We start from the raw sequence: 25404 nt of genomic DNA on the forward strand, positions 1-25404 counted from the left end.
GTGTTTTTAGAATTCTTTTATCTTCTCAGGGCTAAGGGCCTTGAAGTCTCCATAAATGAATGGATGGCGCTGATCGAAGCTCTGGATAAGGGACTTTGCGGATCCTCGCTGACCGGCTTTTACCACCTGTGCCGAAGCGTTCTTGTAAAGAGCGAATCCGACTACGATAAGTTCGACGCAGTCTTTGCCGAGTATTTCAAAAACGTCCAGACTCCCGAGGATCTGCCGGAGGAGTTCTGGAAATGGCTCAGTGAAAACCAGCGGGAGCGGGATATCAACGATAAGGGCGATGCAGAAGACATTCAGCGGGAACTGGATGAATTGCTGCAAATGTTTTATGAACGGATCCAGGAGCAAAAAGAAAAGCATGACGGTGGAAACTACTGGATTGGAACCGGCGGAACATCCACCATGGGCCACGGCGGCTACAACAGCCAGGGAATCCGGGTGGGCGGCAAAGGCCGGCATAAATCGGCAGTTCAGGTGGCCGGGGAACGGAATTTCAGAGATTTCCGCCAGGATAATATTCTCGATATCCGCCAGTTCCAGATGGCTTTCCGCAAGCTGCGCCAGTATTCATCCAGAGTGGACGGCGCCAAGACAGAGCTGGATATTGACCAGACCATCGATAAGACCTGCGATAACGCCGGGCTTTTGAGTCTGGTTTACGATAAACCGAGGAAAAATACGGTCAAGCTGCTGCTGCTCATCGATTCCGACGGGTCCATGCTCCCTTACAGCCGCCTCTGCAACCGACTCTTTCAGGCGGTGAGCAAGTCCAGTCATTTCAAGGATTTGAAGGTGTATTACTTCCATAACTGCATCTATGATAATCTGTACAACACACCCCTGTGCAAACGGGGCGACTGGATTGATACCAGCTGGGTGCTTTCCAATCTGGACAGTGAATACAAAGTGATCTTTGTCGGCGATGCCGCCATGGCGCCTTCCGAGCTCTACCGCAAGGGCGGAAACTCGGTTATTGGGCTTTGGAACAAAGAACTGGGCATCGATTGGCTTAAAAAGTTCGATCGCAGATATAAAAAGAAAATCTGGCTAAACCCCATTAAAGAGGTCGAGTGGGAATGGGCTTACGGCGCGCAGACCATTCAGGCGGTGGGGGAAGTGTTCCCCATGTTTGAGCTGTCCCTGGACGGGCTGGAGAAGGGGATCAAGAAGCTGCTGGTCAAATAGAAAATCAAGCCTGACAGGCTTTTGTGAAAAGGCAGTTGCGGGGTTGGACTTGCGTCTGTCTTTTGTTTCGCAGGTATTTTTCAGAGTATTCAAAAATGAATAATGTGTGAATCCTGGACATAGGATGAAAACGGTGAGTTTAATCGTTATCATTTAATGAGAAAGGAGTCATACATATGAACAACGAACATCCTAAGGGATCAGAGAATTCCTTAGAACAATTCGGGTATAAGCAAGAGCTGAATCGCGTTCTCGGCTTGCCGGCAGTGTGTCTATTCGGGTTCGCGTATTTAGCGCCCTGTACGATTTTTTCGTATTTTGGCCTGATTAACGGGAGCACCCACGGGATGATGTCATTTGCCTACTTGATTGCGACAGTGGCGATGCTTTTTACAGCGCTTAGCTACAGACAGATGGTAAAGGCCTATCCCATCGCAGGATCGGTTTATAACTATACCTCCAAATCGATCAATCCCAGTGTGGGTTTTTTATCTGGGTGGGTAATTATATTGGATTATATTCTTCTCCCAATGATCAATTACATTATCGCATCCGGGTTTATTCCTCTGATTCTTCCGAGGATACCGGTGTGGCTGGATATGGTGATCCTGATTGTAATCGTAACCTTGATCAACCTTGTTGGCGTAAAAGTAATGTCAACCTTTGATAATATCTTTATCATTATTCAGTTTGCCTTTGTACTGACGGCGATCATTTTTGCCGTTAAGGTCATTGGACAGCACGATTATTCCGTATTTGATATCAATGGATTTATCAATCTTTCCGAATGGTCCGACGTGGGATTGAGCGGCGTTGTTTCGGGCGCAGCCGTTCTCTGCCTGTGTTTCCTGGGCTTTGATTCCGTCACCACCCTGGCCGAAGAGGCCAAGGATCCGGCAAAGACCATTGGCAAAGCGCTGATTATCATAACCATTTGTGCAGGTGCTTTATTTGTGATCGCGACCTTTTTATTCCAGGTTGCATGGCCGGAAGGCTGGAGAGAGTTGGATCCGGACAACGGTTCCTATCAGCTGATCGGATACCTGGCAGGCCAATTCATGGCAACCATGCTCTGCTGGGTTATGATTATCGCTTGTCTGGCTTCCGCCATTTCGTCTCAAGCAGCATGCGCCAGAATTTTATACGGCATGGGGCGTGACCGCCAGATTCCGAAAAAATTCTTCGGACATGTGAGCGAAAAGCATAAGGTCCCCGATTACAACATCATTCTCATCGGAATTGTTTCCCTGCTATCGATTTGGATCAGCCTTGACATCGGCTCTACAATGATCAACTTTGGGGCACTCCTGGGATTTGCCATGGTAAATGTATCGGTCTTTGCTCATTACTGGGTAAAAGAAGGGAATCGGGGACCGGCGGCTGTCTTTAAATATATCGTGCTGCCTGCCTGCGGTACCATCATATGTATGGCCCTTTGGGTGAATCTGGGCATGTGGGCGATGATCATCGGCTTTATCTGGATGGCCATCGGCGTGGCGGCTCTGCTCATCAACAAGAAACGGGGCGTCAGCATCGAATTATAAGCATGGATATGAAAGGAGGGTGAACGTGGAGTTTGCTGATAAAATATTAAAAAGCAGCGCTGTATTTACCGGGTATGAGGCAAAGCCTTTTGCCGGCGGAGTGGCGATAAAAGGAAACAAAATTCTGGATGTTTTAAAGGGGGATGAAATCGATCGATATCGGTCCCAAGAAACGAAGGTGTATGCTTATGGAGATAAGCTGATTATGCCGGGATTTGTGGACGCCCATGATCACTTGTGGTGGGGAGCGGTCGCCGACAGCGACCATATGGTGGATTTGACTTCTTCTGTTTCGGAGGAGGACGCCATTGAAAAAATCAAGCAATACGCCAGGAAGCACCCCCACGAAAAACGGATCCGCGGCTTCGGCTGGTATCCGGCCAATTGGAATGATGCGCCGCTGCCTACGAAGATAAGTTTGGATGAGGCGGTTCCTGACCGGCCGGCATATATGAACTGCGCCGACGCCCATACAGGGTGGTTTAACAGCCTCGCTCTTGCGGAATCCGGCTACTCTGCTGACATGGATCTGGGCGCGGGCTATCTGGGAACTTTTGAAAACGGGGAGCTGAACGGGCTGGTTTATGAGCCTGACGCCCTTGCGATCGGCTGGGAAAAGATGTATGCATTTCCGCCGGATCAAATCAAATCCATTGTCAGCAATTTTATGAAAGGCCTGGCAAAGCAGGGGGTTACTTCCCTCAGCGAAATGAGCGCCGATGATTATAAAGACCTATTCCATGACCGCTACCAGGTCTTTAAGGAAATGGATGAAAGGGGCGAATTGACCAGCCGAGTCCACGTATACACCAAATTCATGGGATATACCGACTTTCAAACCGCCGGGGCCTGGAAGCAGGAATTTTGTTCGGATAAATTCAGAATCAGCGGACTTAAAGGGTTTTTGGACGGTGTTACCTCGACTTACACCGGGCTTCTGCTCCAGCCCTATGCTGACCGGCCTGATACCTGCGGAGACGGCGTTCCCCTTGCTTCACAGGAGGAATTGAATGCAAGCGTTGCCGCAGGCAATGGGGCGGGCCTTCCGGTTCGCATTCATGCCCTTGGGGATGGGGCGGTGCGTATGGCTCTGGATGCATTCGAAGAATCCATCCGGGTTAACGGCAATCATGGCCTGGTCAATACCATTGAACATATTGAAACGATTGATGCAGCGGACCTGTCCCGATTCAAGGAACTGGGCGTGGTTGCTTCCATGCAGGGAGAACATTTATCTCTGGAGCACAACGAAAAAATTACCCGGCTGGGAAAAGATCGGTGCAGGCTGGAATGGCCCTTCAGATCCCTGCTGGACGCAGGTGCGGACCTGGCCTTTGGCACGGATTTCCCTGTGGTTTACTACAATCAGCTCCCGGGAATTTGGGCGGCGGTAACAAGAAAGAACTACGATGGAACTCTGGCAGGAGTTGAAAACGGCGAAACTATCACCCTGGCGGAAGCCCTGACAGCAAACACGCTAGGTGCTGCAAAAGTATATAATCGAGATCATGAATTAGGGACGCTGGAGCCCGGTAAGCTGGCCGATGTTATTGTTTTGGATAGAAACTTATTCGAAGTACCGGAAGATGAAATTCGGGAAGCTAAGGTGATTTTAACCATGATGGATGGGAAGATCACCCACGAGGCTTAACCCCGGGCTATGGGGCGTTTGGTAGTGAAACGTTTTTACAGAAGTTTACCGGAATGCGGGGCGGCTGCGGCTTGCAGATAGGATGTGGGGATATTTGGGAAAAAACTAAAACAAAATTTTACTTTTTACGCAGGTTTCAACGGCCAGACGCTGTCAAATTCGCAATGAGGCCGTGCGGGCCCCATAGTTTGCGGAACCAGGCCCAGTAAACCAACAACTTTGCGTAAATAGTTCGCTTTCTTCCAGAAATTTTCCGCAGAGTCCGCTTCTAGTAAGGTGAACGCTTTCCCCGGCCTCCATCCCAACTGCCCCCCGTATAAATGGGCAAAACAAAAGGGAGAACAGTTTCTGTTCTCCCTTTTGCGATGTTGGAAAATACTATTTCATGAGAGCCTGGATGGACTCTTCGATAACTTCACATACCTTATCAATGGATTCATAGGAAATGGATGCGCAAGGCTCAATACGAGCAACGGTTACGTCATTCATCGTAGCAGAAGTCATAACCTTTCTCGAGAACATTTCCTTGCAGAAATCGTGCATGATATCCATGTCAGGCAGAACCAGACCGATCATGAGACCAGTACCGCGGACTTCCTTGAGCATTTCCGGATATTTTTTCTGGATTTCGTTCAGTTTCTTGAGGAAATATTCGCCCTTTTCCTTAACTAGCTGAGGAATGTCGTTTTCCAGGATGTAACGGATGGAAGCGATACCTGCTGACATAGCCAGAGGATTTCCGCCGAATGTAGGCATGGAAACCAGTGTTGGGTTTTCAACCAGAGCTTCTGTTACCATCCAAGGTCTTGCGATGATACCGGTCAGAGGCATGCAACCGCCGCCGATGGCTTTACCGAACAGCAGAATATCAGGAACGATGCCTTCTGCTTCTGTTCTCCACAGAGCGCCGGTTCTGCCCAGACCAGTCTGGATTTCGTCGCAGATCATAGCTACGCCGTACTTATCGCAGATCTCTCTTACCTTCTTCAGATATCCGGCCGGAGGAATGATGATTCCGCCTTCGCCCTGGATCGGTTCGAGGATAACTGCGGCAACCTTTTCGCCTACGGACTGCAGGTTCACGATTGCGTTTTCCATCTGCTCCGCATCACCGTATTTTACGTGCTGAACCTGCTGAATATTTGGAGTAAACGGTGATCTATAATCAGCGTTACCGATCAGGGACAGAGCGCCTGTCGATAATCCGTGATAAGCATTAACAGTAGAAATAAACCATTTTCCGCCTGTAGCCAGCTTGGAAAGCTTGATTGCAGCTTCTGTTGCTTCTGTACCGCCGTTTGTCGGCCATACTGCCTGCAGATCTCCCGGTGTGATCAGTCCCATCAAGTGGCTGAAATATCCCTGGAGCGGGTTAACCAGATCCTGTGAGTGCTGCGGGTAACGATCCAGCTGAGCATGAACGGTCTTCATGATTTCTGTATTTTTATGGCCTGCCAGGAAAATTCCGAATCCTCCCAGACAGTCGATGAATTCAGTGCCTTTAACATCGGAGAAGAATTCGCCTTCTCTCTGTGACCATTCTGAAAACATAGGGTCAGTTGACATGATTTCTCTGTATGGGAGCCAGCCAGGGTTTACATTTTCATTATAGTTTGCTTCTGATTCCTTGAGAATCGTATCTACATCTTCCTGTGAAAGCTGATCTTTCTGAATATAACCTTCTACGCGTTTTGCAATCTCTAAACCTAATTCTTTGTTTGTTACTGTCATGTGATGTCCTCCTTTGTTCACATACCGAAATACAAATTTTAAAAGCCATACCTAAAGCGGTCAAACCCAAGTTGGGTGAGTGGTATCATTAAATTTGTCATACCATTAAGAAGGCAAGAGCCGTCCGGTATGGCTTTTATAAATTACCACTTGGTTATCGTGTGTAATTTACTATTATATAAAAGCAAATTGCATGCCAACATTCAGCATGAAAAATAAAAAATATTTGTTGAAATTTCAACGTTTTTAAAAATCCATAATAAGAAAATAATATGGATATTCAATGGAGAATAAAAAGAAGGGGAGAATAAGGAGAAAGCCTGGAATTTCAACAAATTAAAATCTTAAATCATTATTTAAAAATGAATTGACGGCAAACCAATTATTCGCCTGTGGAATCTTCTGAAAGAAAGAACAGAAAAGGGGTTGTCGCAGGAATCGTAATCATCGTGATCCCTGGATCCTTGAGTGTCACGTTAACGGAATGTCGGGGCCGGGCCCGAAGGGCCCGCTCCTTTCCAGCAGGTTTGCAAAATGGAGCGAAAAAAAAGGCCCCGACAGAAATTCTGCCAGGACCTTTTCGTGAGAATAATAAAGATGAAATTACAAGGAGTGTCTTACGCGAACTTGATGATCGTACCGGTCTTTCCCTCGAGAGCCTCTGTCGCTTTGTCCAGAGATGTAATGATTGCACGTTTCTGAGGGAAAGCCCGTACGAACTTCATGGCAGCTTCTACCTTAGGCAGCATGCTGCCGGCTGCAAAGTGGCCTTCTTCTTTATAGCAGGCCAGCTCTGCGAGAGTTACTTCATCCAAGTTCTTTTGGTTTGGTTTGTTAAAGTTAATTGCTACTTTTTCTACTTCGGTAAGGATCATGAGAATGTCCGCGTCAACCTGCTCAGCCAGAAGCTCAGCCGCGAAGTCCTTATCGATAACCGCTGCGGTTCCTTCCAGGGAGCCGTCGGCGTTTTCAATAACCGGGATACCGCCGCCGCCGCATGTAATTACGATTGCGTGGTCCCACAGCTCTTTAACAGCGTCGATTTCGACGATTTTTCTCGGAAGAGGGGAGGCCACTACTCTTCTAAAGCCGCGGCCGGCGTCTTCCTTCATAACATATCCTTTTTCGGATTCCAAAACCTTGGCTTCCTCTTCCGAATAGAAGGGGCCGATGGGTTTGGTGGGATTTTTAAATGCAGGATCGTTTTTTTCAACGACCATCTGTGTAGCAACGGTCACTACTGGTATATTTCGATTTGTCTGGTTTAATGCGTATTTCAAGCATTGCTGGATGTGATAGCCGATGTAACCCTGGGACATTGCTCCGCATACATCAAAGGGCATCGCCGGGGTAACATCTTTCGCAGCTTCGGAGGCCATTACGATTCTGCCCACCTGAGGGCCGTTTCCATGCACAACCGCCAGCTCATATCCCTGCTTGCTGATCTGCGCGATATGCTCGCAGGTGTTTTTTACAACCTCAAGCTGTGCCTCGGCAGTAGCAGGGCCTTTGCCTGACTGAAGGGCATTGCCTCCTAAAGCGATTACGATTTTTTCCTTAGTCATTCCATATCTCCTTTATTTGGTTTCTTGCTGACATTTTGGCTGCTGCTGTGTAATGCAGTGCACGTTGCCGCCGCCGTAAACAATTTCTCTTGTAGGTACGCCGACTACTTTACGTTCCGGGAACATCTCCTGGAGCTGCTCTAAAGCCAAGCTGTCATATTCATCATCATACTGAGGAGCGATGACACCGCCGTTGACGATTAAAAAGTTCATGTAAGAAGCAATGCAGATATCATCGTCTTCCCGGGGAATCGTGCCTTCAACCTGGTCGATATCGAACTCGCCGCTGAGTTTAACGGGCACTTTCGGTAAGGTCAGCTTGTGTACCTTCAGCTTGCGCCCCTTGGCGTCGGTCGAGTTGATCAGGATATCATATGCCTGGCGGCAAGTATCGTAAAACGGATCTTCTTTATTTTCAGTCCAGATACAAGCCGCTTCACCGGGCCGAACAAAGCAGGCCACGTCGTCCACATGTCCGTCAGTTTCGTCTGGATCAATTCCATCTTTCAGCCAAATAACTTTTTCTGCGTTCAAATATTCTTTCAGCATGTCTTCGATTTCTTCCTTGGACATGTGAGGATTACGTCCCTCGCTCAAAAGGCACATCTCTGTGGTGAGAACCGTACCTTCACCGTCGACATGAAAGCTTCCGCCTTCGAGGACAAAACCTTCCGTATGATAGGAATCGATTCTCTCCAGTTCGCAAAGTTTGCGCGCCACCAGGTTATCCTGATCCCAAGGGAAGTAGAGTCCGTCGTAAAGGCCGCCCCATGCATTGAATTCCCAATCCACACCGCGGATGCGGCCCTGATCGTCAATGACGAAGGTAGGGCCGCAGTCCCGGATCCAAGAATCGTTGGTGTTGACCTCCACGACACGAATGTCATCGGAAAGTCTGGCTCTTGCGTTGGAAAACTGAGCAGGGGATACGAGCATAGTAACAGGCTCAAATTGGCTGATTGCTTCTGCTACGGCCTTGAATGCGTTCTGGGCGGGCTTAGCGCCGTTGCGCCAGTTATCCGGTCTTTCCGGCCAGATCATGAATACTTGTTCATGAGGCTCGAACTCGCCGGGCATTCTAAAGCCGTCTTTTTTTGGAGTTGAGTTTATTCTCTTTGCCATCTATTTTAGCCTTCTTTCTTGTATCGTTTCTTTATTCTCCGAATACTTCCGCCATGAATTCGTCTAATTCTTCCTTAACGGCAGCCTTAGCCAGTTCGGAACCTTCCTTCTGGTAACGAGTGAAGTATACGAGCAGACCTCTCATTGCAGTCAGTCTGTTTTCAGCTTCGTCCCAAGCGATGGAAATTTCGGAGTCCAGAACTTCGTCTGTAACTTCTTCGTTTCTTGTTGCCGGCAGGCAGTGGAGGAATTTTGCTCCCAGGTTTGCCTTGTTCATCAGTTCTTTGCTGACCTGATATTTGGGCATGAAGATCTTCTGTCTTTCTTCAGGTGACAGCTCGTTTTCATAGAGGCCATACCATACGTCTGTGTAGATAAAGTCAGCATCTTTCATGGCTTCATCCACATCGTCGGTTACCATCCAGCTTCCGCCTGATTCTTTGCAGTTTGCTTCGTAGATATCGGTGTGTTCCGGTCTCAGCTGGAAGCCTTTCGGTCCGAAGTGGCAGTAGTTGGCGCCGATCTTGGTTACGATGAATCCTAAGGAAGCGCATACCTGAGTGGCATCTCCTACGAATACGATCTTGCAGTCTTCAATGCTCTTTCCTTCCGGCAGGTGCTCGATCATGGTGATCATGTCGCCGATTTCCTGTGTCGGGTGGTTGTAATCGGACATTCCGTTTAATACAGGAACAGAAGATGAGTTGGCCAGTTTAACAACGGTTTCATGTTCGATAACTCTTGACATAATGATGTCTACATAACGGGAGATAACTCTTCCGGTATCTTCAATTGTTTCGTGTCCGCCCAGCTGGATCATTCCAGGTCCCAGGTACTGTGCGTGTCCGCCCAGCTGTTCCATGGCTGTTTCGAAGGATACTCTTGTTCTGGTGGAGGACTGCTGGAAGATCATAGCCAGTGTCTTATCCTTCATCAGCGGCGGATTGTATCCTGCTTTGATGCATTTTTTAATTTTCAGGGACAGATTGATGATGTCCATCAGTTCCTGCTTGGTAAAATCGCACGTGTCGATAAAATGTCTTAATTCTTTAGTCATACTTGATTCTCCTTTTAATTCTCTTTTTTCCGTTTATACAATGTTCAATATCCGTCCGGTAACGCGCTGTTTTGATTCCTGCCGCGTTACACCACTCACCCAGAGGACGTGCTTACATGATAGCTTCGGAATTTTCAGATTACAATTACCTTCCGTAGTGAAATCAGGCGATTGCAACTAAAGTGTAATTGCTCTCAGGTAAAAGGTAGTAGGAGGAGTAGCACTTGGTGTATGGGAGCATACTATAAAAGTAGTACTAAAAATATCATCCGGGTGGAATGAAATTTGCATGTTATTAATTGTAGGAGGTGCGAATGATAATGATGAATTTGACACATGAACAATGGGAAAAAATAAACCGGCTGATTCTGGAGGCTCATTCGGAAGGTGATATATACCGATTGAGGAAAAGCGTTTTGCAGAAATTGGATGAGCTGATTCCCCACGACAAATCGTTTTTTGACCTGGGATATAAAAAGGATACCAAGGTGGTCTTCTTTGATCCGGTGTCTGATAACATGGATCGGGGGTATCTGACATCTTATTTCAATAAATATGAGTCCATCGATATTATGTTCTGGTTCTTTTCCCAGACGCAGAGGAACATATACAGGGAAAGTGATTATGTGACCGATGTGATGGAAGAAACATCCGTATTCTACAGAGAGTGGATGAAGCCGCAGGACATCCGCTACAGCATGGGCTCAAGGGTTGCCTTTGAGGAAGTGCTCTACGGGTCTATTAATCTCTGGCGAAGCAAGGAGCATGGGGACTTTACCGATGAAGAGGTGTATATCCTGGGTGTAATCAATAAACATCTGGCGTGCCACTTCCACAATAAGTTTCCCAACGGCATCAAACGAAATAATGAAAATGATTATACGGATACAATGGTCCATCTGTATGGACTGACCCCGAGAGAGTCAGAGGTCGTGGAGCTCATATACGAAGGGCTGCCGATCCGGGCAATCGGAGAAAAGCTTTTCATATCAGAAAATACAGTAAAAAAACATACACACAACATTTTTAAAAAAATGAACATTTCCAACAGAGCCCAGCTAATGAAAATTGTACACGGATATATGACCACCAGTGTGGATGATTTAGTAGAAAAACGGTAAACATGTCAAAAGCTTTCAGCCAGTTAAATATTGACATGTTTTTTTTACAGAAAAGCAAACTTGGGATGCCAGCGTTTGTCAGTGAGGATGTGGCCAAACAGGGTTAAACCGTCTGCAGTGCGGAATTAAAATAAAAAAGAATAAATAGGAGGTCGTTGTATGAAAATAAGGGTAGCATGCTCCCAGATAGACTGCGTACTGGGGGACAAAGAAGCAAACTTTAAAAAGATGGAAGAAAGCGTCAAAACAATCAAATCTGATGATCCGACTGTAGAGCTGATCGTTTTTCCCGAACTGGCCCTCAATGGATATGAATGCCCTGAGCTGTTTGAAGACATGGCAGAAGTGTGTCCGGGCGGGGCCTACATAAGGAAGATAGGCAGGATTGCGCAAATCTGGGATGTGCACATTGCTTTTGGCTTTATTGAGCGGGAAGATCGTGAATACAGTATGCAGCTGTACAATACGGCTCTGCTCCTGGACAACAAAGGCGCAATCATTGGAACGTATCGCAAGTCTCACTTGGTTGAAGGCTTTGAGGCAGATAACTTTACAAAAGGCGGCCAATACCCGGTCTTTGATACCAGGTGGGGAAAAGTAGGTATGGCGATCTGCTGGGACGCGGCTTTTCCTGAAACCGTAAAGCTTTTGGCACTAAAGGGTGCAGAACTGATCCTGGTTTTGGCAGCCTGGGAAAAGCCCCATGCCTTTGACTGGGATCTGACCTTGGCAGCCAGAGCATTTGATAACGTAGCTTGCATCGCAGCCTGCAATCGCGCAGGAACAGATCGGACTTTGTCCTATCTGGGAAAAAGCAAACTGGTGGCGCCGGGCGGACGGGTACTGAAAGAATGCGGTGATGAAGAATGTACGATAATCGGAACTCTGAATTTAGATGAAGTGAAAAAGATGCGCCGGGGATATTACGATTTGATCAGGAACGCCTCGTTTTATGAAGTTATATAGTTTACCAGGGGGTGATGAGCGTGAATACGATTAAAGACGGCTTTGCCGCAGATATGCTGGCGAAGAACATGGACAATATTTTTGAATCAATCTATGACGAAATCCTGATCACAGATAATCGTGGCGTGGTCCTGAAAGTGAGTACGGATTTTGAAAAGGAGTATGGGCTGGATCCGGGCAGCGCCATAGGAAGGACGGTAAAGGACCTGGAGGAAGAGGGCTATTTTAAACCATCCATTGCCGCGATTGTACTGGAAAACCAAGAAAAGGTCACAATGCACCAGAGAAATAACAAGGGGAGAGAGATTATCGTCACGGGCATCCCCGTTAAAGATGAAAACGGCAATATCAAATTAGTAGTCACCTTTTCCAGAGATGTTACGGATTTTATTAATTTAAAAAATGAGTACAAATCTTTGGAAGATAAGATGGCGCTGTACAAAGAGGAGTTGGAGAAGCTGAGAAATGAAAACATAGAAGTCGATGGAATTATTGCAGAGAGCATTCAAATGAAACGAGTGCTGCAGGAGGTAAACCGAATCGCGGCTTACGATGCTTCGGTCCTTTTGACAGGAAAATCCGGAGTCGGAAAAAGTATGCTGGCAAAGATCATTCACAGCAAAAGCGAACGGAGGAACTATCCCTTTATTGAGATCAATTGCGGGGCGATCCCAGAAAACCTGCTGGAATCAGAATTCTTCGGCTATGAAAAAGGCTCGTTCACAGGTGCCAATGAAAAGGGCAAAGTGGGGTTAATTGAGGTAGCCCAAAACGGAACGCTGTTTTTGGATGAAATATCCGAAATGCCTCTAAACTTACAAGTCAAACTTCTGAAAACCATTCAAGATAAAACGATTACACGAGTAGGAGGCACTAAGGAAATCCAGGTGGATTTCAGGCTGATTACTGCCTCCAATAAAAACCTTGAATCTCTGGTGAAAAAAAATTTATTTCGAGAAGACCTGTTTTACCGTCTCAATGTCATACCAATCGATATACCGCCGCTCAAAGAACGAAAAGACGACATTATTCCGCTGATTCTTTATTTTACTGACAAATTCAATCGCAAATATAATATGGAAAAATCTTTTTCCGTAGAAGTCATGCACGTTCTGGAACATCAGGAATGGCCGGGAAATATCAGAGAGCTGGAAAACCTGGTGGAACGGGTTCTTTTGACTTCCGATCAGAAGATGATCGATGTGGATGTTCTGGATGTTGCCATGAAGGGAGCTTTGGAGGTGAAGCACTTTGAGAACCATGAACACCTGACGCTTGAAGAAGCTGTCGAAGCTCTGGAACGGGAGATGATAACAGATAGTTATGCCAAGTGCAAAACCACGGTTGGCGTAGCTAAAATGCTTGGAATCAGCCAGCCTACGGCATTTCGTAAAATCAAAAAATATGTCAAAGATGAAACAAAAGAATAGATTTATTCTAATTAGAATAGGTATTCGTTTTGGTATAAATGCGAAATGGCAGTCGATAAAAAATGAAATTTACACAAGAGGGTAGAATTTTGCCGAATACAGCTGTATTCGAACGTGAATAAAACGAAAAAACGGTAAGTCGTGTAAATGAGAGATTTACAGAATTCTGAAAAAAATATATTTTGGCATAATTCTTGCGTCTTATTGTTGATACATTAAATTTGTTCTACCATTTTATTTTTATCGTCTGTATTGTTTGTAAGACAGGAGGTCTTAAAATGGCAAGTCATGAAGAGGTATACAAAGAACTAAAAGGCCGAACTGGCCTGAACCCTGATATAGAAGAAGAACTATGCCGCAGAATTTCCGTTATCGAAGAGTCCGGCGGGGAAATTGTACCCCATTTGACCAAAGGCGATTGGATCGCTACCTGGCTTTTAATCGCTGTAACCGGAATTATTCCAATTATTATTGAAGCATTCCGTTATGGATTTCAGTAATCGCTTATTAGGAGGAAATTTAAAATGGCAAAATTTGATGCGAACCAAGAATCACAATTTGGTGTGCTGCCCGTCCTGAAAGAGGACAGGGTATATAATTTATTTGATAATTCATGTATAAATGTAGGTCTGGCAATTGCCACCTGGTGCTTTATGATCGGCGGATCGGTAGCGCTGTTCGTAGACTTTTGGCCGGCCGTAATCGCCACATTGGTCGGCAATATGATTTCGGTACTGGTTATGGCGATCATGCCTTGTTCGGCTTCTGCCACCACAGGCGCTGATAATTACACGCTGGCAGCAAGCTATATGGGAAGAAACGGACGTTACATATTGATGGCATTCATTACAGTCTTCCAGATTGCATGGCTGATCGTTCTCTCCATTATGTTCGCCAGATCGGTGAGCAATGTAACCGCTGCTTTTATGGGCGTCGAATCCATGGGATCCGGCTTTACCATGGTGATTTCGCTGATTGCGGTTGCAATTGTATTTTTAGTAGTATGGAAAGGTCCTTTAGTAATCAAACGGTTCAACAATGTGGTTGCGCCAATGATGGTTGTCGTAATTATCGGGCTGCTGGTAATTCTGTCCAAAAACATCGGATGGGATGTCATCACCAGCGCGGATCCAATTGCGCCCAATGACAATCAGTGGGTAAACTTTTTGCTGGCAGTTGAGCTGAGCTTTGGCGCAGGCCTCTCCTGGTGGCCGAACATGGGCGGTATGTCCAGACTGTGTAAAACCACGAAAGCCGCTTATTGGGCAAATTTAGCTGGTCTGATCCTGGCTGCAACCGTAGGTACGGCTCTTGGAGTAGCTGCTGCCATTACCATTGGATCCGACGATCCGACGGAGTGGATGCTTCCTCTGGGCGGCCTGGTATTCGGTGTCATTGCACTGGTGTTCGTTGCCATTGCCAACGTTACGTCCAATGCAACTGTAGCATATAACATTTGTCTTGGTCTGAAAGATATCAAAATCTTTAGAGATAAAAAATGGGCGCTGGTTGTACTGATCTTCCTGATTCCGGTAGCAATCGGCCTGATCCTGTTCCCCAATCAGATTTATGACCACTTCTACATTCTGCTTGGCGTGACCTGCACCTTCTATGTGCCGGTTGTAACCATCAGTACCATCGACTATTTTGTACTGAGAAAGAAGAAGCTGGACATCAGAGGTCTCTATGACAGAACATCCACATCCGCATACTCGTTCTGGGGCGGATTTAACTGGGTAGCCATTATCGTATTTGCTCTGGCAATGCCGTTCTATTTGGTATTCCTCAACCCGGCTACCTTGGTATATCAGACACCGTTCATGTATTGTACGGCGTCAGGAGGCGTATTCGTCGTTGTGGCGATCGTTTACTACATCTTAGCAAAAGTATTCCTGGTGAACAAAGGCATCGGGGGGTATCGAAAATAGATTGACTTTAGAAAGAAGGTAAAATATGGACATGAGAGAATTTTTTCACGCGACAAAAGTCGTATCAGGAGCAGGGTCGGTTAAGAACGTAGGACAGGAAACTCTGGCTCTGGGCGGAAAAAAAGTATTGATTATAACCGATGGATTCTTGGCTGCAAGCCCAATTATGGAAAAGGTAACGGCAAGCCTTAAGGAATCCTCGATTGAATACATCGTTTACGATCAAGTAAGACCAAATCCAAGAACGACCGACTGTGATACTACCGCAGAGATGGCCAAAGCTGAGGGTGTCGATGTAATCATCGGCCTGGGCGGCGGCAGTTCTATGGACCAGGCCAAGGCAACAGCCGCTCTGGTAACCAATGGCGGAAAATGTGTTGATTGGGATTACGTGGAATTGAAGGAATATATGCTGCCGGTTATCTGTATTCCAACTACATCGGGAACAGGCAGCGAAGTAACCTTCGTAGCGGTGATTACCGATGAAGAAAGAAAATATAAGATGAGCGTCTTCGATCCTATTAAATTAAGACCAAGCGTGGCCATCGCTGACCCGGAACTGCTGACCAGCCTTCCGCCGTCACTGACCGCTTCCACAGGAATCGACGCGCTGACACATGCCATCGAAGCATATACCTGCAAGGTGTCCCAGCCGATCACAGATGCGCTGGCTCTGTATGCCATTGATGTGATTTCCAAGAATATTGTACAGGCGGTAGAGGATGGCAGCAATTTGGAGGTTCGGTACAACATGCTGATGGGAAGCTTGATTGCCGGTATGGCATTCATCAATTCCAATGTAGGTGCTGTACATGCGATTTCAGAAACCGTCGGCGGATGGTATGATACACCTCATGGAGTAGGAAATTCAATTTTCTTGCCCTATATTATGGAATACAATATCCCGGCTAACCCGGAAAAATTCGCCACTGTAGCCAGATATCTGGGCGTTGATCCCGAGGGAAAAACCACAGAAGAACTGGCTCTGGCCGGTGTAGAAAAGGTAAAAGAGCTGAATGCTAAGGTTAAGATTCCAAAGCTGATCGAGTTGGATTACATTAAAGAAGAAAACTTCAGAGCTATTGCAGAACGGTCGGCAGAAAACGCGTTGTCGCAGGATAACGCCAGAGACATCGATGCCGATGGCTATATGTCCGTTATTCTCAAAGCGTACAGAGGGAATTAATCCGTGCGCGATACGAAGAAACAGGCATAAGCAACCTATAATATCGCTCTTCTGACATTTTTTATATAAAACCCACGGTTCGCCTCTGTGCTGCCGTGGGTTTTATTTTCGTATAAATTTTCATGGTTGTGTAGCCTTATGAAAAACATAGAAAATTAAGAAGCCCGCTTAACTCAGCTCGTATGTTAACAACAAGAATTGAAAAAATGAGGTGTGATATGGAATTGGGAAAAGATTATAAACTGTTTTTAGACCACATCTGCGGTCTAATGGTGATCGATCAGCAGGGAAAGGTGGTCTACATTAATGATCAATGTGCGGATTACATCAAAGTGGACGCTCAAAGATCAATCGGAAAGCCGATTAAAAAGGTTTTCGCGCCTTCTACCATGGAAAAGCTGCTGCAGGGAGACACAGCATACCATACGAACTTTTATTTTGATGAGGGCAGAATGAGTGTCAGCACGCAGGTGCAGCTTAAAAAGGAGGGAACCGTTGTCGGCGTTCTGGAATACGATATGCTCCAAGACTTGGAGTCCCTGGACGATCTTTTGGAGAAATACGCCAAATCATTGCGGGAAGAGATGAAATATTACCGGGAACAGGTGCGCGATTTTAAGAGTACAAAGTACTCCATCAACAATATTATCGGTTCATCGAAAAAAGTCCGCGATCTCAAGCGTCAGATTGAACTTTCAGCCATGTCCAACTCGACCGTATTGATCACCGGTGAGACCGGAACCGGAAAAGAACTGGTGGCCCATTCTATCCATAACCTGAGCGTGCGGGCCTTCAGCGAATTTGTCAAAGTCAATTCAGTTGGAATGCCCGAATCGCTCATTGAATCTGAGCTGTTCGGTTATGTGGAAGGGGCGTTTACCGGCGCGAAAAAAGGAGGCAAAAAAGGCAAATTCCAACTGGCAGATAAAGGTGCACTCTTTATTGACGAAATTAATCAGATGCCTCTGAGTCTGCAGCCTAAACTTTTGCGGGTACTGCAGGAAGGTGAGATTGATCCGGTAGGCAGTGAAAAGAGTCTCAGCGTGGATGCCAGGATCATTGCTGCCACCAATCAGGATCTAAGTAAGCTGGTCAAAGAAGGAGATTTCAGGGAAGATCTTTTTTATCGATTGAATGTGTTTCCTATTATCGTACCGCCTCTGCGGGAGCGGATCGAGGATCTGCCTGCGCTGGTGGAGAATAAAATTCGTTCTTTAAATATTGAGATGGGAAAGCATATTACCAAGGTGGATGAAAACGTTTATGAGCGCCTATGTGATTACGATTGGCCTGGAAATATCCGGGAATTATATAATGTTATTGAACGGGCGATGAACTTTGTCAGCGGAGAAATTTTGACAGAAGAGGTGCTGGATGTAATTCTCTTCCGTAACAACAATGGCAAACATCCTTTCTACCATATGGAAAACGGAAAACATCTGATCGAACAGGTTCGCAATAATGCGGAAAGAGAATTGATCATCAATGTTTTGAAACGTTTCAACAACAATCGTACCAAAGCAGCCCAATATTTAGGGATTGCCAGACCCTTGCTCTATCAAAAGATGAAACGTTTGAATATTACCAATCGAGATATATCTTTTTAAACTGACAGTGTAAGTTTAAAAAGACAGGATAAAAATGAGCTGAAAATTCTTGAAATATAAGATTTTTCAAGAATGGTTGTGTAAGCAAAAACTTACAGCAGGGCTGTCTCTTTTTTTGATAATATGCCAACAAGCTGGTGATGCGGGGGGTTAACCTAATTCTTTCAGCCCCGTAAAACTCGGGCAACTAACTGTATTGAAAAAAACTGCACCTTTATCGATAACAACTCATCAATTATTGGTGTATTGTTATTATAAAATTAATTAAAATTGCATATTTTAATATGGATAGTTTTTGAATATAATAGAAGAGCGATCGCAAGGAAGAACGTTAAGAGTATAAGGAGTCCCCGCGCAGCAGCTGGCGCCAGGGGCTGTTTTTTGAAGAAAAGAGGAATCTGAATTGCGTAGTGTAGAAACTGTTCAAACAATGAGTACAACAAAAACCCTGGTGATCAACGGTCTGTTTATCGCATTAACGCTGGTAGCAACAGCCTTCATCAATATCCGTCTTCCCCTGATCGGTAACGGTGGTCTGATCCATTTAGGCAATGTCCCTTTGTTTTTAGCCGCCTTTCTTTTTGGAAGAAAGACCGGGGCCATTGCGGGAGCATTCGGTATGGGACTTTTCGACTTGATCTCAGGCTGGACGGCCTGGGCGCCCTTTACCTTCGTTATTGTCGGCTTGATGGGTTTCACGGCTGGTACTATTTCTGAAAAAGGAAAGAATAAGCCCGTTTTATTCAATGGACTGGCTGTTGTGGCTGCTCTGGTGATCAAAGTGGTCGGGTACTATTTTGCAGAGGTGATTTTGTTTCAAAACTGGATCGTTCCTCTGGGGTCCATACCGGGTAACCTTGTCCAGGTGATCGTAGCCGGAATCATCGTCGTTCCCATTGCCGGCAGATTGAGAACGCTAGTTGCAAAGATTTAAAAGGAGAACGTAAATGTATAAAATAATGACAGCGGGTCCGACGCAGGTTCGGGAAAATGTTCGTATGGCCAGGAGCCTGGAAACCACCAATCCGGATCTGGATTTGGAATTCTATGATTTCTATAAACAGACCTGTGATGACCTGAAAGGGCTGCTTCATTCCAGCGGCAGCGCATATATCCTTGGGGGAGAGGGCATTCTCGGCTTGGAAGCAGCGTGTGCATCCCTGACCGAGCCGGGCGACCGAGTGCTGGTGATTGATAACGGAATTTTCGGCAAAGGCTTTGCCGATTTTGTAACCTTGTATGGCGGCCAGCCTGTTTTATATACTTGTGATTACAAGCGGCCGGTGGATTGCGGCAAACTCCGCGAATTCCTGGAAGAGGATTCGGATTTTAAATATGCGACTTTGGTTCACTGTGATACACCCAGCGGCGTGCTCAACGATGTAAAGGCGCTGGGATGTCTTTTGGATGAGTTCCATATTTTGTCGGTGGTCGATTCGGTGGCCGGGATGTTCGGCGAATATCTCAATGTGGATGAAAGCCGGATTGATATTCTCTGCGGCGGATCCCAAAAGGCATTGTCCGCTCCGCCGGGACTAACGCTCCTATGGGTCAGCGACCGGGCTATAGAGGCCATGGAAAATCGCAGCACACCCATTGCATCCTTTTACGCCAACATCTTAACCTTCAAGAATTACTATAAAGATAAATGGTTCCCATATACCATGCCCATCAGCGACATCCAGGGACTGGCGGCTGCTGTGGACAATGTGAAAGCCGATCAGGAGATTTTCCGGCGCCACGAGAAGATCGCTGCGGCAACGAGACAGGCAGTCACGGAGGCAGGACTTTCGTTGTACCTTAAAAGCGGATATTCCAATACGGTGACCGTTGTTCAGGTGCCGGAGGGCGTGACGGATGAGGCGATTTTATCCATCATGCGGGACAAGTATCAGGTGATGATTTCCGGATGCTTTGACATCCTGGCGGGCAAAGTGATTCGTATCGGGCATATGGGCGAAAATGCCAACATACCAGATATGGCGCAGACCCTTGATGCAATGGATAAAACGCTGCAAGAACTGGGAGTTCCATTGAAATGCCGGATGAAAGATCGCTTTTTAGAGCTTTTGTCATGACGGGCAAAGTATAATATCGTATACAGTCGGCTTTATCCTGCATGCAGGGTAAAGCCGTTTTGCTGTACCTATGTTTGTGCAGGCTGAGAAGAAAAGCTTCCAAAGATTGCCCTATAATGGAATGTTGTACCCAAAATAGAGCTGTGATTTGAGAATAGAATACAGCTTAATAACAGATTCAACGGAATAAACGGTTGGATTCTTTAACACGTTAATGGATAAAGGTTCGTGTTGACATTCCCCTATAGGGAAAATGGTATAATATTATCAGAATATTTTAATGGTTATAGCAAAATCTAATTGGTGCGGAGGGACTTGTATGAATATGATGAAAAGATCCCATTTTCTGCTCAATACGTTGAACTGCATTGCCAGGACAGCCTACGTGGAAGGTGCCCCCATTACCGAGGAAGCCGTCTATAATCTCTCCGAGCTGATCCGGTGCGCCCTTGCAGAAAAGGATCAAATCCAAACCATTAGGGGTGAGCTTGCCGCAGTAAGGAATTATTTGAAGCTCCAGAAGATACGCCTGAAGGATCATTTTGACTTTCAGATTGTGGTCCCGGATTCAGCCGAGGATTGCCGAATCCCGAACATGACATTGCTGCCGATCGTTGAAAGCGTTGTCATGCAGGGGCTGACCAATGACAGGAAGTGTCTGTGTATTCTGATCTGTGCAAAAGAGATGGGAAAGAATCTGGAAATCTTTATTGAAGATAATGTTTCTTATAGTAAGGAAAACCAGGGATATGGGGAAGATGACCGCTATATTATTGATAAAAAACTGAAGCTCTATTTCGGAAACGAATATGGAGTCCGGACAGAAAGGAAGGAGCTGGGCAAGGGTAGTATTACGGTTGTCTCTGTTCCGTGGCGTGATCAGGATGGCTGAGGAAGCATATACGGTTTTAATCGTAGAAGATGAACCCATCGAGCAGGAATTTATTAAAACCATCATATCGCAAAATTTATGCGGGGGGGGGGGGGCGATATTCTTACCAGCAGGGATGGATACGAAGCTGTTGCGCTGGCAAAGGAGCACCGGCCTGATCTGGTGCTGATGGATTTGTGGATCGCAGGCCTCGACGGGATCTCCGCCATCGGCAGGATTCGTGAAATCCTGCCAAATAGCTGTATCAGTATTCTTACCGGACATATGGATTTTACCTGTGCCCAAAAGGCCATACGGTTTAACGTATTTGAATATCTGGTCAAACCTGTACGGCCTTCGGACTTAACCCAACTGGTCCTTCGAATGAAAGATGCAGTCAAGGCGAGGGGAACAGCAGAAGGGTATGAGCGGATGGAAGATGCCAGAAGTCCCATGATCGCCGATGCGGTTTTGTATATTCAAGACCATTATTGCGAGAAATTGACGTTAGAAGAAGTGGCGGCAAAAGAATTCATGAGTCCGGCTTATTTTAGCCGTGTGTTTCGAAAAGAAATGGGAGTAACCTTTTCCAGATATGTTGTAGATTTGAAAATCAGATATGCCTGCCGTCTATTGAAAGAAACCCGATATCCGGCATATCGAATTGCAGCAGAATGCGGATTTTCAGATCCATCCTACTTTAATCGTGTCTTTGCGGAGCGGATGAACATGACTCCCCAGGGTTACCGCAAAGAGCTAAAAGACAATCCAAAGGATTAGGGATCGATTTCAAAGATCAAGGTGTGAACAAAGAGGCGCTAGTCGCATTGTTCACATTTTTTTGTGTGAATTCCAAGGATTTAAAGTCAGCAGCTAATACCCCTGCTGCCCAGAAGTGAAAAATTGGACATGAAAATGCCAGATTATCATAAAAATGTGCAAATAGTCAGATAAAATTCACAAAATCTACAAGAAAGAGAGCGGAAACATTTTAGATGGGAAAATCGGTTTTCTATATACTTAGAGCAGAAACAAACTGCGGCGGAAGACTGCAGAGAAAGGAAGCGCTATGAGTACAAAGAGAACAAGTACGCAAAAATGCCTTGCCGTTCTCATCGCACTGGCTATGGTGTTCACCTCCGTGTGGATGACCACATCAACAGTCAGCGCAGCGAGCAAGGCTCCGAAAAAAATCGTTTTAAAGGCAACGACGAAGAAAGTAGACATCAAGGGAAAAGCCAAAATTACCGTTAAATCGGTTTCGCCCAAAAGCGCCAGCAAAGCGGTAACGTGGAAAAGCAGCAATCGGAGGGTTGCCACCGTATCCAAAAAAGGGGTGGTAACTGGTAAAAAGTCAGGCAAAGTAAAAATCACTGCTGTTTCAAAGAAAAACAGAAAGGTGAAAAAGAGAATTACCATTACAGTGAGAAACATTAAGCCCAAGCTGACTATTTCCCAGAAGACCTTAACTTTAGATTCCGGTAAAACGAAGACTTTAAAAGTGAAAGTCGGGCCGGAAGGCGTCTATAATAAGGGTGTAAAATGGAAATCCAGCAATAAGGGAGTTGCCAAAGTTTCCTCAAAGGGCGTTGTGACCGCTGTTAACCCAGGAACCGCTACGATAACGGTTTACTCAAAAGAAAGCAGCAAATATAAAGCAACCTGTAAGGTGACGGTCCCCAAAAAAGAACAGCAGCCAGCACCAGTGCCGGGCGAAGATAAAGTCCAGACGATTACATCCGATCCTGGCAGCGCTAATCAATATAAAATCACAGCCGATCTTTTGAACTATAAGCAGACGGATGATTTGTACATCGCAACCGTAGGCGACTGGAGAAAGGTAAACAAGGTCAGCGACAAATCCAAGACCTACTTCCAGAACGGCGAAGCTCTGAGCGACCATGATATTATCGTCAGCAACGGTAAAATGGGATTTGTACTGGCAGTAGGAACGCGAAATCCATGGGGATATCCGGCAGGATCGGTACTGGATGCAGGCTACATGAAAAATGGAACGCCGGCCAGAGATACCATATGGTCGCTGGAATTCCTCATGAACGGCTGGGACTCCTGGGCGCCGGAAAACTGCGGTACTGTAACCTTTGATCTGGCTAATTACGACTTTACGGCCTGCAAAGAAAGCAAGGACGGCCTTCCAGCAGTAAAGGTATCCCGTATCTATAATCAGCTGGCGGATGAAAGCGGCAAGATGTGCAGCTTGGACGTCGTAACCTACTATAGCTTGGCCCCGGGAGCCGATCACGCATATATGTTTGATACGGTGACCAATAACGGAGCGGCGGCGGTCGATACGGCGAAGAGCAACAGGACCCGTTTTGCCATGACCAATAAGGGCGATGACGGCGGAGCCATGAAAACCCTTCAGCCGGTGAATACGATCATGAGCTACGGCAACAAAGACGGTCAAGAATACGCCACCTGCCATACGGTACCGAAAGTACAAGCAGATCAAAAAGTGAAGATCGATAAATTCGGAGGTTCACTGGGATACAAAGAGCTGCGGGCAAGCGCTGCTTACGCCCCTGGAGAAACCACCGTTTATCAGGAATACTTTATGGCCTCACAGAAGGCGGATACCAAGACGCTGACCAATTTCCTCAACAAAGCAAATGCGGAAGAGACAATGACCGTTGCCGGTCAAATAAAAGATAATGGCGGATCCGGTGCTGTATCCGATGCGGTCGTGATTGTAAAAGATAAAGATAAGAAAGTCTATGGCTTCTACCGCGGGGACAATAACGGCAATTACTCGATCGATCTGCCAAAGGGAAGTTATCAGCTTTACGCCGAATGCAAGGGCTACGGCAAAGGAGAACTCGTCGATGTACAAGCAGCAGGATCGGTCGATCTGAAGACTGGCCCTCAAAAACAGAAACTGGAAATTCAATTGAAGGATCAGAATGACAATCCGCTTTGGGGAAAAGCAGAGATTCTCAATGAGTATCCGGAAGTTCGATATACAGGCAACTCCGTATATCAGGCTAAAGAAAAAGGCAAGATCGTGGCAGAAGTCTCTGATCTAAACAGCTACAAAGCGACGGTTTACCCACAGGGATACTATTTTTACACGGATACAGTATCTCTGCAAGGTGACGGAAATGCCAAGGCGACCGTGACGGCGGATAAAAAATATTCTCTGCAGGATGGATGGCTCAGCGCCGATCTGCACCATCATGCCAACAAGAACGACGGTTTCGCCGATCCGGAAGATGCAATACCATCCTTCCTGGCATCCGGCCTTGACGTTGCCTTTATCACCGATCACGACTTTACGGTAAACAATAAAAAAGGGTATGATCTGGTGACACAGACTTATAAAAACCAAATGAAAGGCTTTGTTCCATCGGAAGAGATTTCCTGCTCATGGGCCCACTTCAATGTCCTTCCCCAGGATCATAGCTCCTATAACTTCTTCCTCGATGAAAACCGGGAAAACCATGTTATGGATCAGTTCTCCAAGTTCCCCGAATTTGTAAAGCAGACCCATGACAAAGGAGCGACCATTACAGCCAACCATCCGTGGTATTCTTACGGCCTCTATTATTCGGCCCGTAAGGACGGCGGCGTTCCGGGCGGCTATCAGGACGATTACGATAACATCGAAATCAATGCCTGCTCAAGCGATCAGGAAAATGCGGATGTGCTGATTTCTGCCCAGGCTCTGTGGAACGCATATCTGGACGGCGGAAAATATATGGGGGATACGGTTGAAAAACCGCATTATCTGCTGGGCGGCTCGGATACCCACGATGTACTGATTCCAGGCGTTACCAACCAAGGCGAATTTGCAAGAGGCGAATCGGAGCATTACAATTCGGGCAAGGTCAGGACCATAGCCGATGTTGGAAGCACGGAAGGCAAGAACGTGGTGGATACAGGACTGACCTTTACAAAGGCTGTCGCTGAAGGACATTCCTATGTTTCCTTCGGACCGATTCTGGAAATGGATCAAAAACCGGGAGAGATTTATCAGGTGAACAGCGATCAAAAGTTTAATCTCAAGCTGGATGCAAAATCGCTGACAGACATCAAAGAAGTGATCGTTATGACCGGAGACAGCAAAGACAATTATGAAAGTGAGACCTTGATCGGAGCCTATCAGAAAGATTCATATGGAACACATATTAAGTATGATAAAGCACTGACCGATCAGGCTGCAACAATCGCAGGTGATAAAAAGACGGCAGCTGTTGACTTGTCGCTTGCTGTGGATTCCGGCAAGAAAACATGGGTATCCATACTGGTTATGGATGTGAACGGCAATTATGCGGTTACCAATCCTTTCTGGATCGATGGAAAATAAAAATGTAAACCTTTAGATTATAGATAGGT

Annotated in this window: 19 protein-coding genes; 15 read left to right on the forward strand and 4 right to left on the reverse strand. The window is 46.2% G+C overall.

Features of this window, described 5'->3' with window-relative positions; all coding sequences use genetic code 11:
* The 3 genes from NIA71_RS18025 to NIA71_RS18035 all read left to right on the forward strand — a co-directional run bounded on the left by NIA71_RS18025 (nucleotide 1) and on the right by NIA71_RS18035 (nucleotide 4389).
* On the forward strand, nucleotides 1-1194 hold the full coding sequence (locus NIA71_RS18025; protein WP_253021136.1) for a vWA domain-containing protein: 1194 nt from the start codon (nucleotides 1-3) through the stop codon (nucleotides 1192-1194).
* Nucleotides 1195-1370: 176 nt separating this feature from the next.
* Entirely contained in the window at nucleotides 1371-2738 is a 1368-nt protein-coding gene (locus NIA71_RS18030; protein WP_253021137.1) for an APC family permease, read from the forward strand.
* A gap of 25 nt (nucleotides 2739-2763) precedes the next feature.
* Nucleotides 2764-4389: an amidohydrolase gene (locus NIA71_RS18035; RefSeq protein WP_253021138.1), complete on the forward strand. Its 1626-nt coding sequence runs from the start codon at nucleotides 2764-2766 to the stop codon at nucleotides 4387-4389.
* A 378-nt stretch (nucleotides 4390-4767) separates the two neighbouring features.
* Here NIA71_RS18035 and NIA71_RS18040 read toward each other — a convergent pair whose 3' ends face one another.
* From NIA71_RS18040 to ptcA, 4 genes are all read right to left on the reverse strand, one after another.
* Complete coding sequence (locus NIA71_RS18040; RefSeq protein ID WP_148395559.1) at nucleotides 4768-6120, reverse strand: aminotransferase class III-fold pyridoxal phosphate-dependent enzyme; 1353 nt, start codon at nucleotides 6118-6120, stop codon at nucleotides 4768-4770.
* A 617-nt stretch (nucleotides 6121-6737) separates the two neighbouring features.
* Complete coding sequence (gene arcC, locus NIA71_RS18045; protein ID WP_253021139.1) at nucleotides 6738-7685, reverse strand: carbamate kinase; 948 nt, start codon at nucleotides 7683-7685, stop codon at nucleotides 6738-6740.
* Between the two features lie 12 nt (nucleotides 7686-7697).
* A complete protein-coding gene (gene aguA, locus NIA71_RS18050; protein ID WP_148395561.1) occupies nucleotides 7698-8807 on the reverse strand; it encodes an agmatine deiminase in 1110 nt (369 codons plus the stop codon).
* Nucleotides 8808-8838: 31 nt separating this feature from the next.
* Nucleotides 8839-9864, reverse strand: coding sequence for a putrescine carbamoyltransferase (gene ptcA / locus NIA71_RS18055; RefSeq protein WP_148395562.1), 1026 nt, complete (start codon nucleotides 9862-9864; stop codon nucleotides 8839-8841).
* A 314-nt stretch (nucleotides 9865-10178) separates the two neighbouring features.
* On the opposite strand from ptcA, the gene NIA71_RS18060 reads away from it, so the two are divergent.
* From NIA71_RS18060 to NIA71_RS18115, 12 genes are all read left to right on the forward strand, one after another.
* Entirely contained in the window at nucleotides 10179-10985 is an 807-nt protein-coding gene (locus NIA71_RS18060) for a response regulator transcription factor (RefSeq protein ID WP_148395563.1), read from the forward strand.
* A gap of 159 nt (nucleotides 10986-11144) precedes the next feature.
* On the forward strand, nucleotides 11145-11951 hold the full coding sequence (locus NIA71_RS18065; protein ID WP_253021140.1) for a carbon-nitrogen hydrolase family protein: 807 nt from the start codon (nucleotides 11145-11147) through the stop codon (nucleotides 11949-11951).
* A 20-nt stretch (nucleotides 11952-11971) separates the two neighbouring features.
* Nucleotides 11972-13381 (forward strand): sigma-54 interaction domain-containing protein, encoded by a 1410-nt coding sequence (locus tag NIA71_RS18070; RefSeq protein ID WP_253021141.1) that lies wholly within the window; start codon nucleotides 11972-11974, stop codon nucleotides 13379-13381.
* Between the two features lie 278 nt (nucleotides 13382-13659).
* Nucleotides 13660-13881 carry a hypothetical protein gene (locus NIA71_RS18075; protein ID WP_148395566.1) on the forward strand — a complete coding sequence of 74 codons (222 nt, stop codon included), beginning with the start codon at nucleotides 13660-13662 and terminating at the stop codon, nucleotides 13879-13881.
* Between the two features lie 24 nt (nucleotides 13882-13905).
* On the forward strand, nucleotides 13906-15309 hold the full coding sequence (locus NIA71_RS18080; RefSeq protein ID WP_148395567.1) for a purine-cytosine permease family protein: 1404 nt from the start codon (nucleotides 13906-13908) through the stop codon (nucleotides 15307-15309).
* Between the two features lie 25 nt (nucleotides 15310-15334).
* Nucleotides 15335-16495 (forward strand): iron-containing alcohol dehydrogenase, encoded by a 1161-nt coding sequence (locus tag NIA71_RS18085; protein ID WP_148395568.1) that lies wholly within the window; start codon nucleotides 15335-15337, stop codon nucleotides 16493-16495.
* A gap of 218 nt (nucleotides 16496-16713) precedes the next feature.
* Entirely contained in the window at nucleotides 16714-18102 is a 1389-nt protein-coding gene (locus NIA71_RS18090; protein WP_253021142.1) for a sigma-54 interaction domain-containing protein, read from the forward strand.
* 430 nt (nucleotides 18103-18532) lie between these two features.
* Entirely contained in the window at nucleotides 18533-19036 is a 504-nt protein-coding gene (locus NIA71_RS18095) for an ECF transporter S component (protein ID WP_148395570.1), read from the forward strand.
* 13 nt (nucleotides 19037-19049) lie between these two features.
* On the forward strand, nucleotides 19050-20180 hold the full coding sequence (locus NIA71_RS18100) for a pyridoxal-phosphate-dependent aminotransferase family protein (RefSeq protein ID WP_227754777.1): 1131 nt from the start codon (nucleotides 19050-19052) through the stop codon (nucleotides 20178-20180).
* Nucleotides 20181-20499: 319 nt separating this feature from the next.
* A complete protein-coding gene (locus NIA71_RS18105; protein ID WP_227754776.1) occupies nucleotides 20500-21072 on the forward strand; it encodes a sensor histidine kinase in 573 nt (190 codons plus the stop codon).
* 78 nt (nucleotides 21073-21150) lie between these two features.
* On the forward strand, nucleotides 21151-21831 hold the full coding sequence (locus NIA71_RS18110) for an AraC family transcriptional regulator (protein ID WP_253021143.1): 681 nt from the start codon (nucleotides 21151-21153) through the stop codon (nucleotides 21829-21831).
* 289 nt (nucleotides 21832-22120) lie between these two features.
* Nucleotides 22121-25375: a CehA/McbA family metallohydrolase gene (locus NIA71_RS18115; protein WP_253021144.1), complete on the forward strand. Its 3255-nt coding sequence runs from the start codon at nucleotides 22121-22123 to the stop codon at nucleotides 25373-25375.
* Nucleotides 25376-25404: the final 29 nt, after the last annotated feature.

Source organism: Ihubacter massiliensis (assembly GCF_024125305.1).
GTDB classification, from domain to species: domain Bacteria; phylum Bacillota; class Clostridia; order Peptostreptococcales; family Anaerovoracaceae; genus Hominibacterium; species Hominibacterium faecale.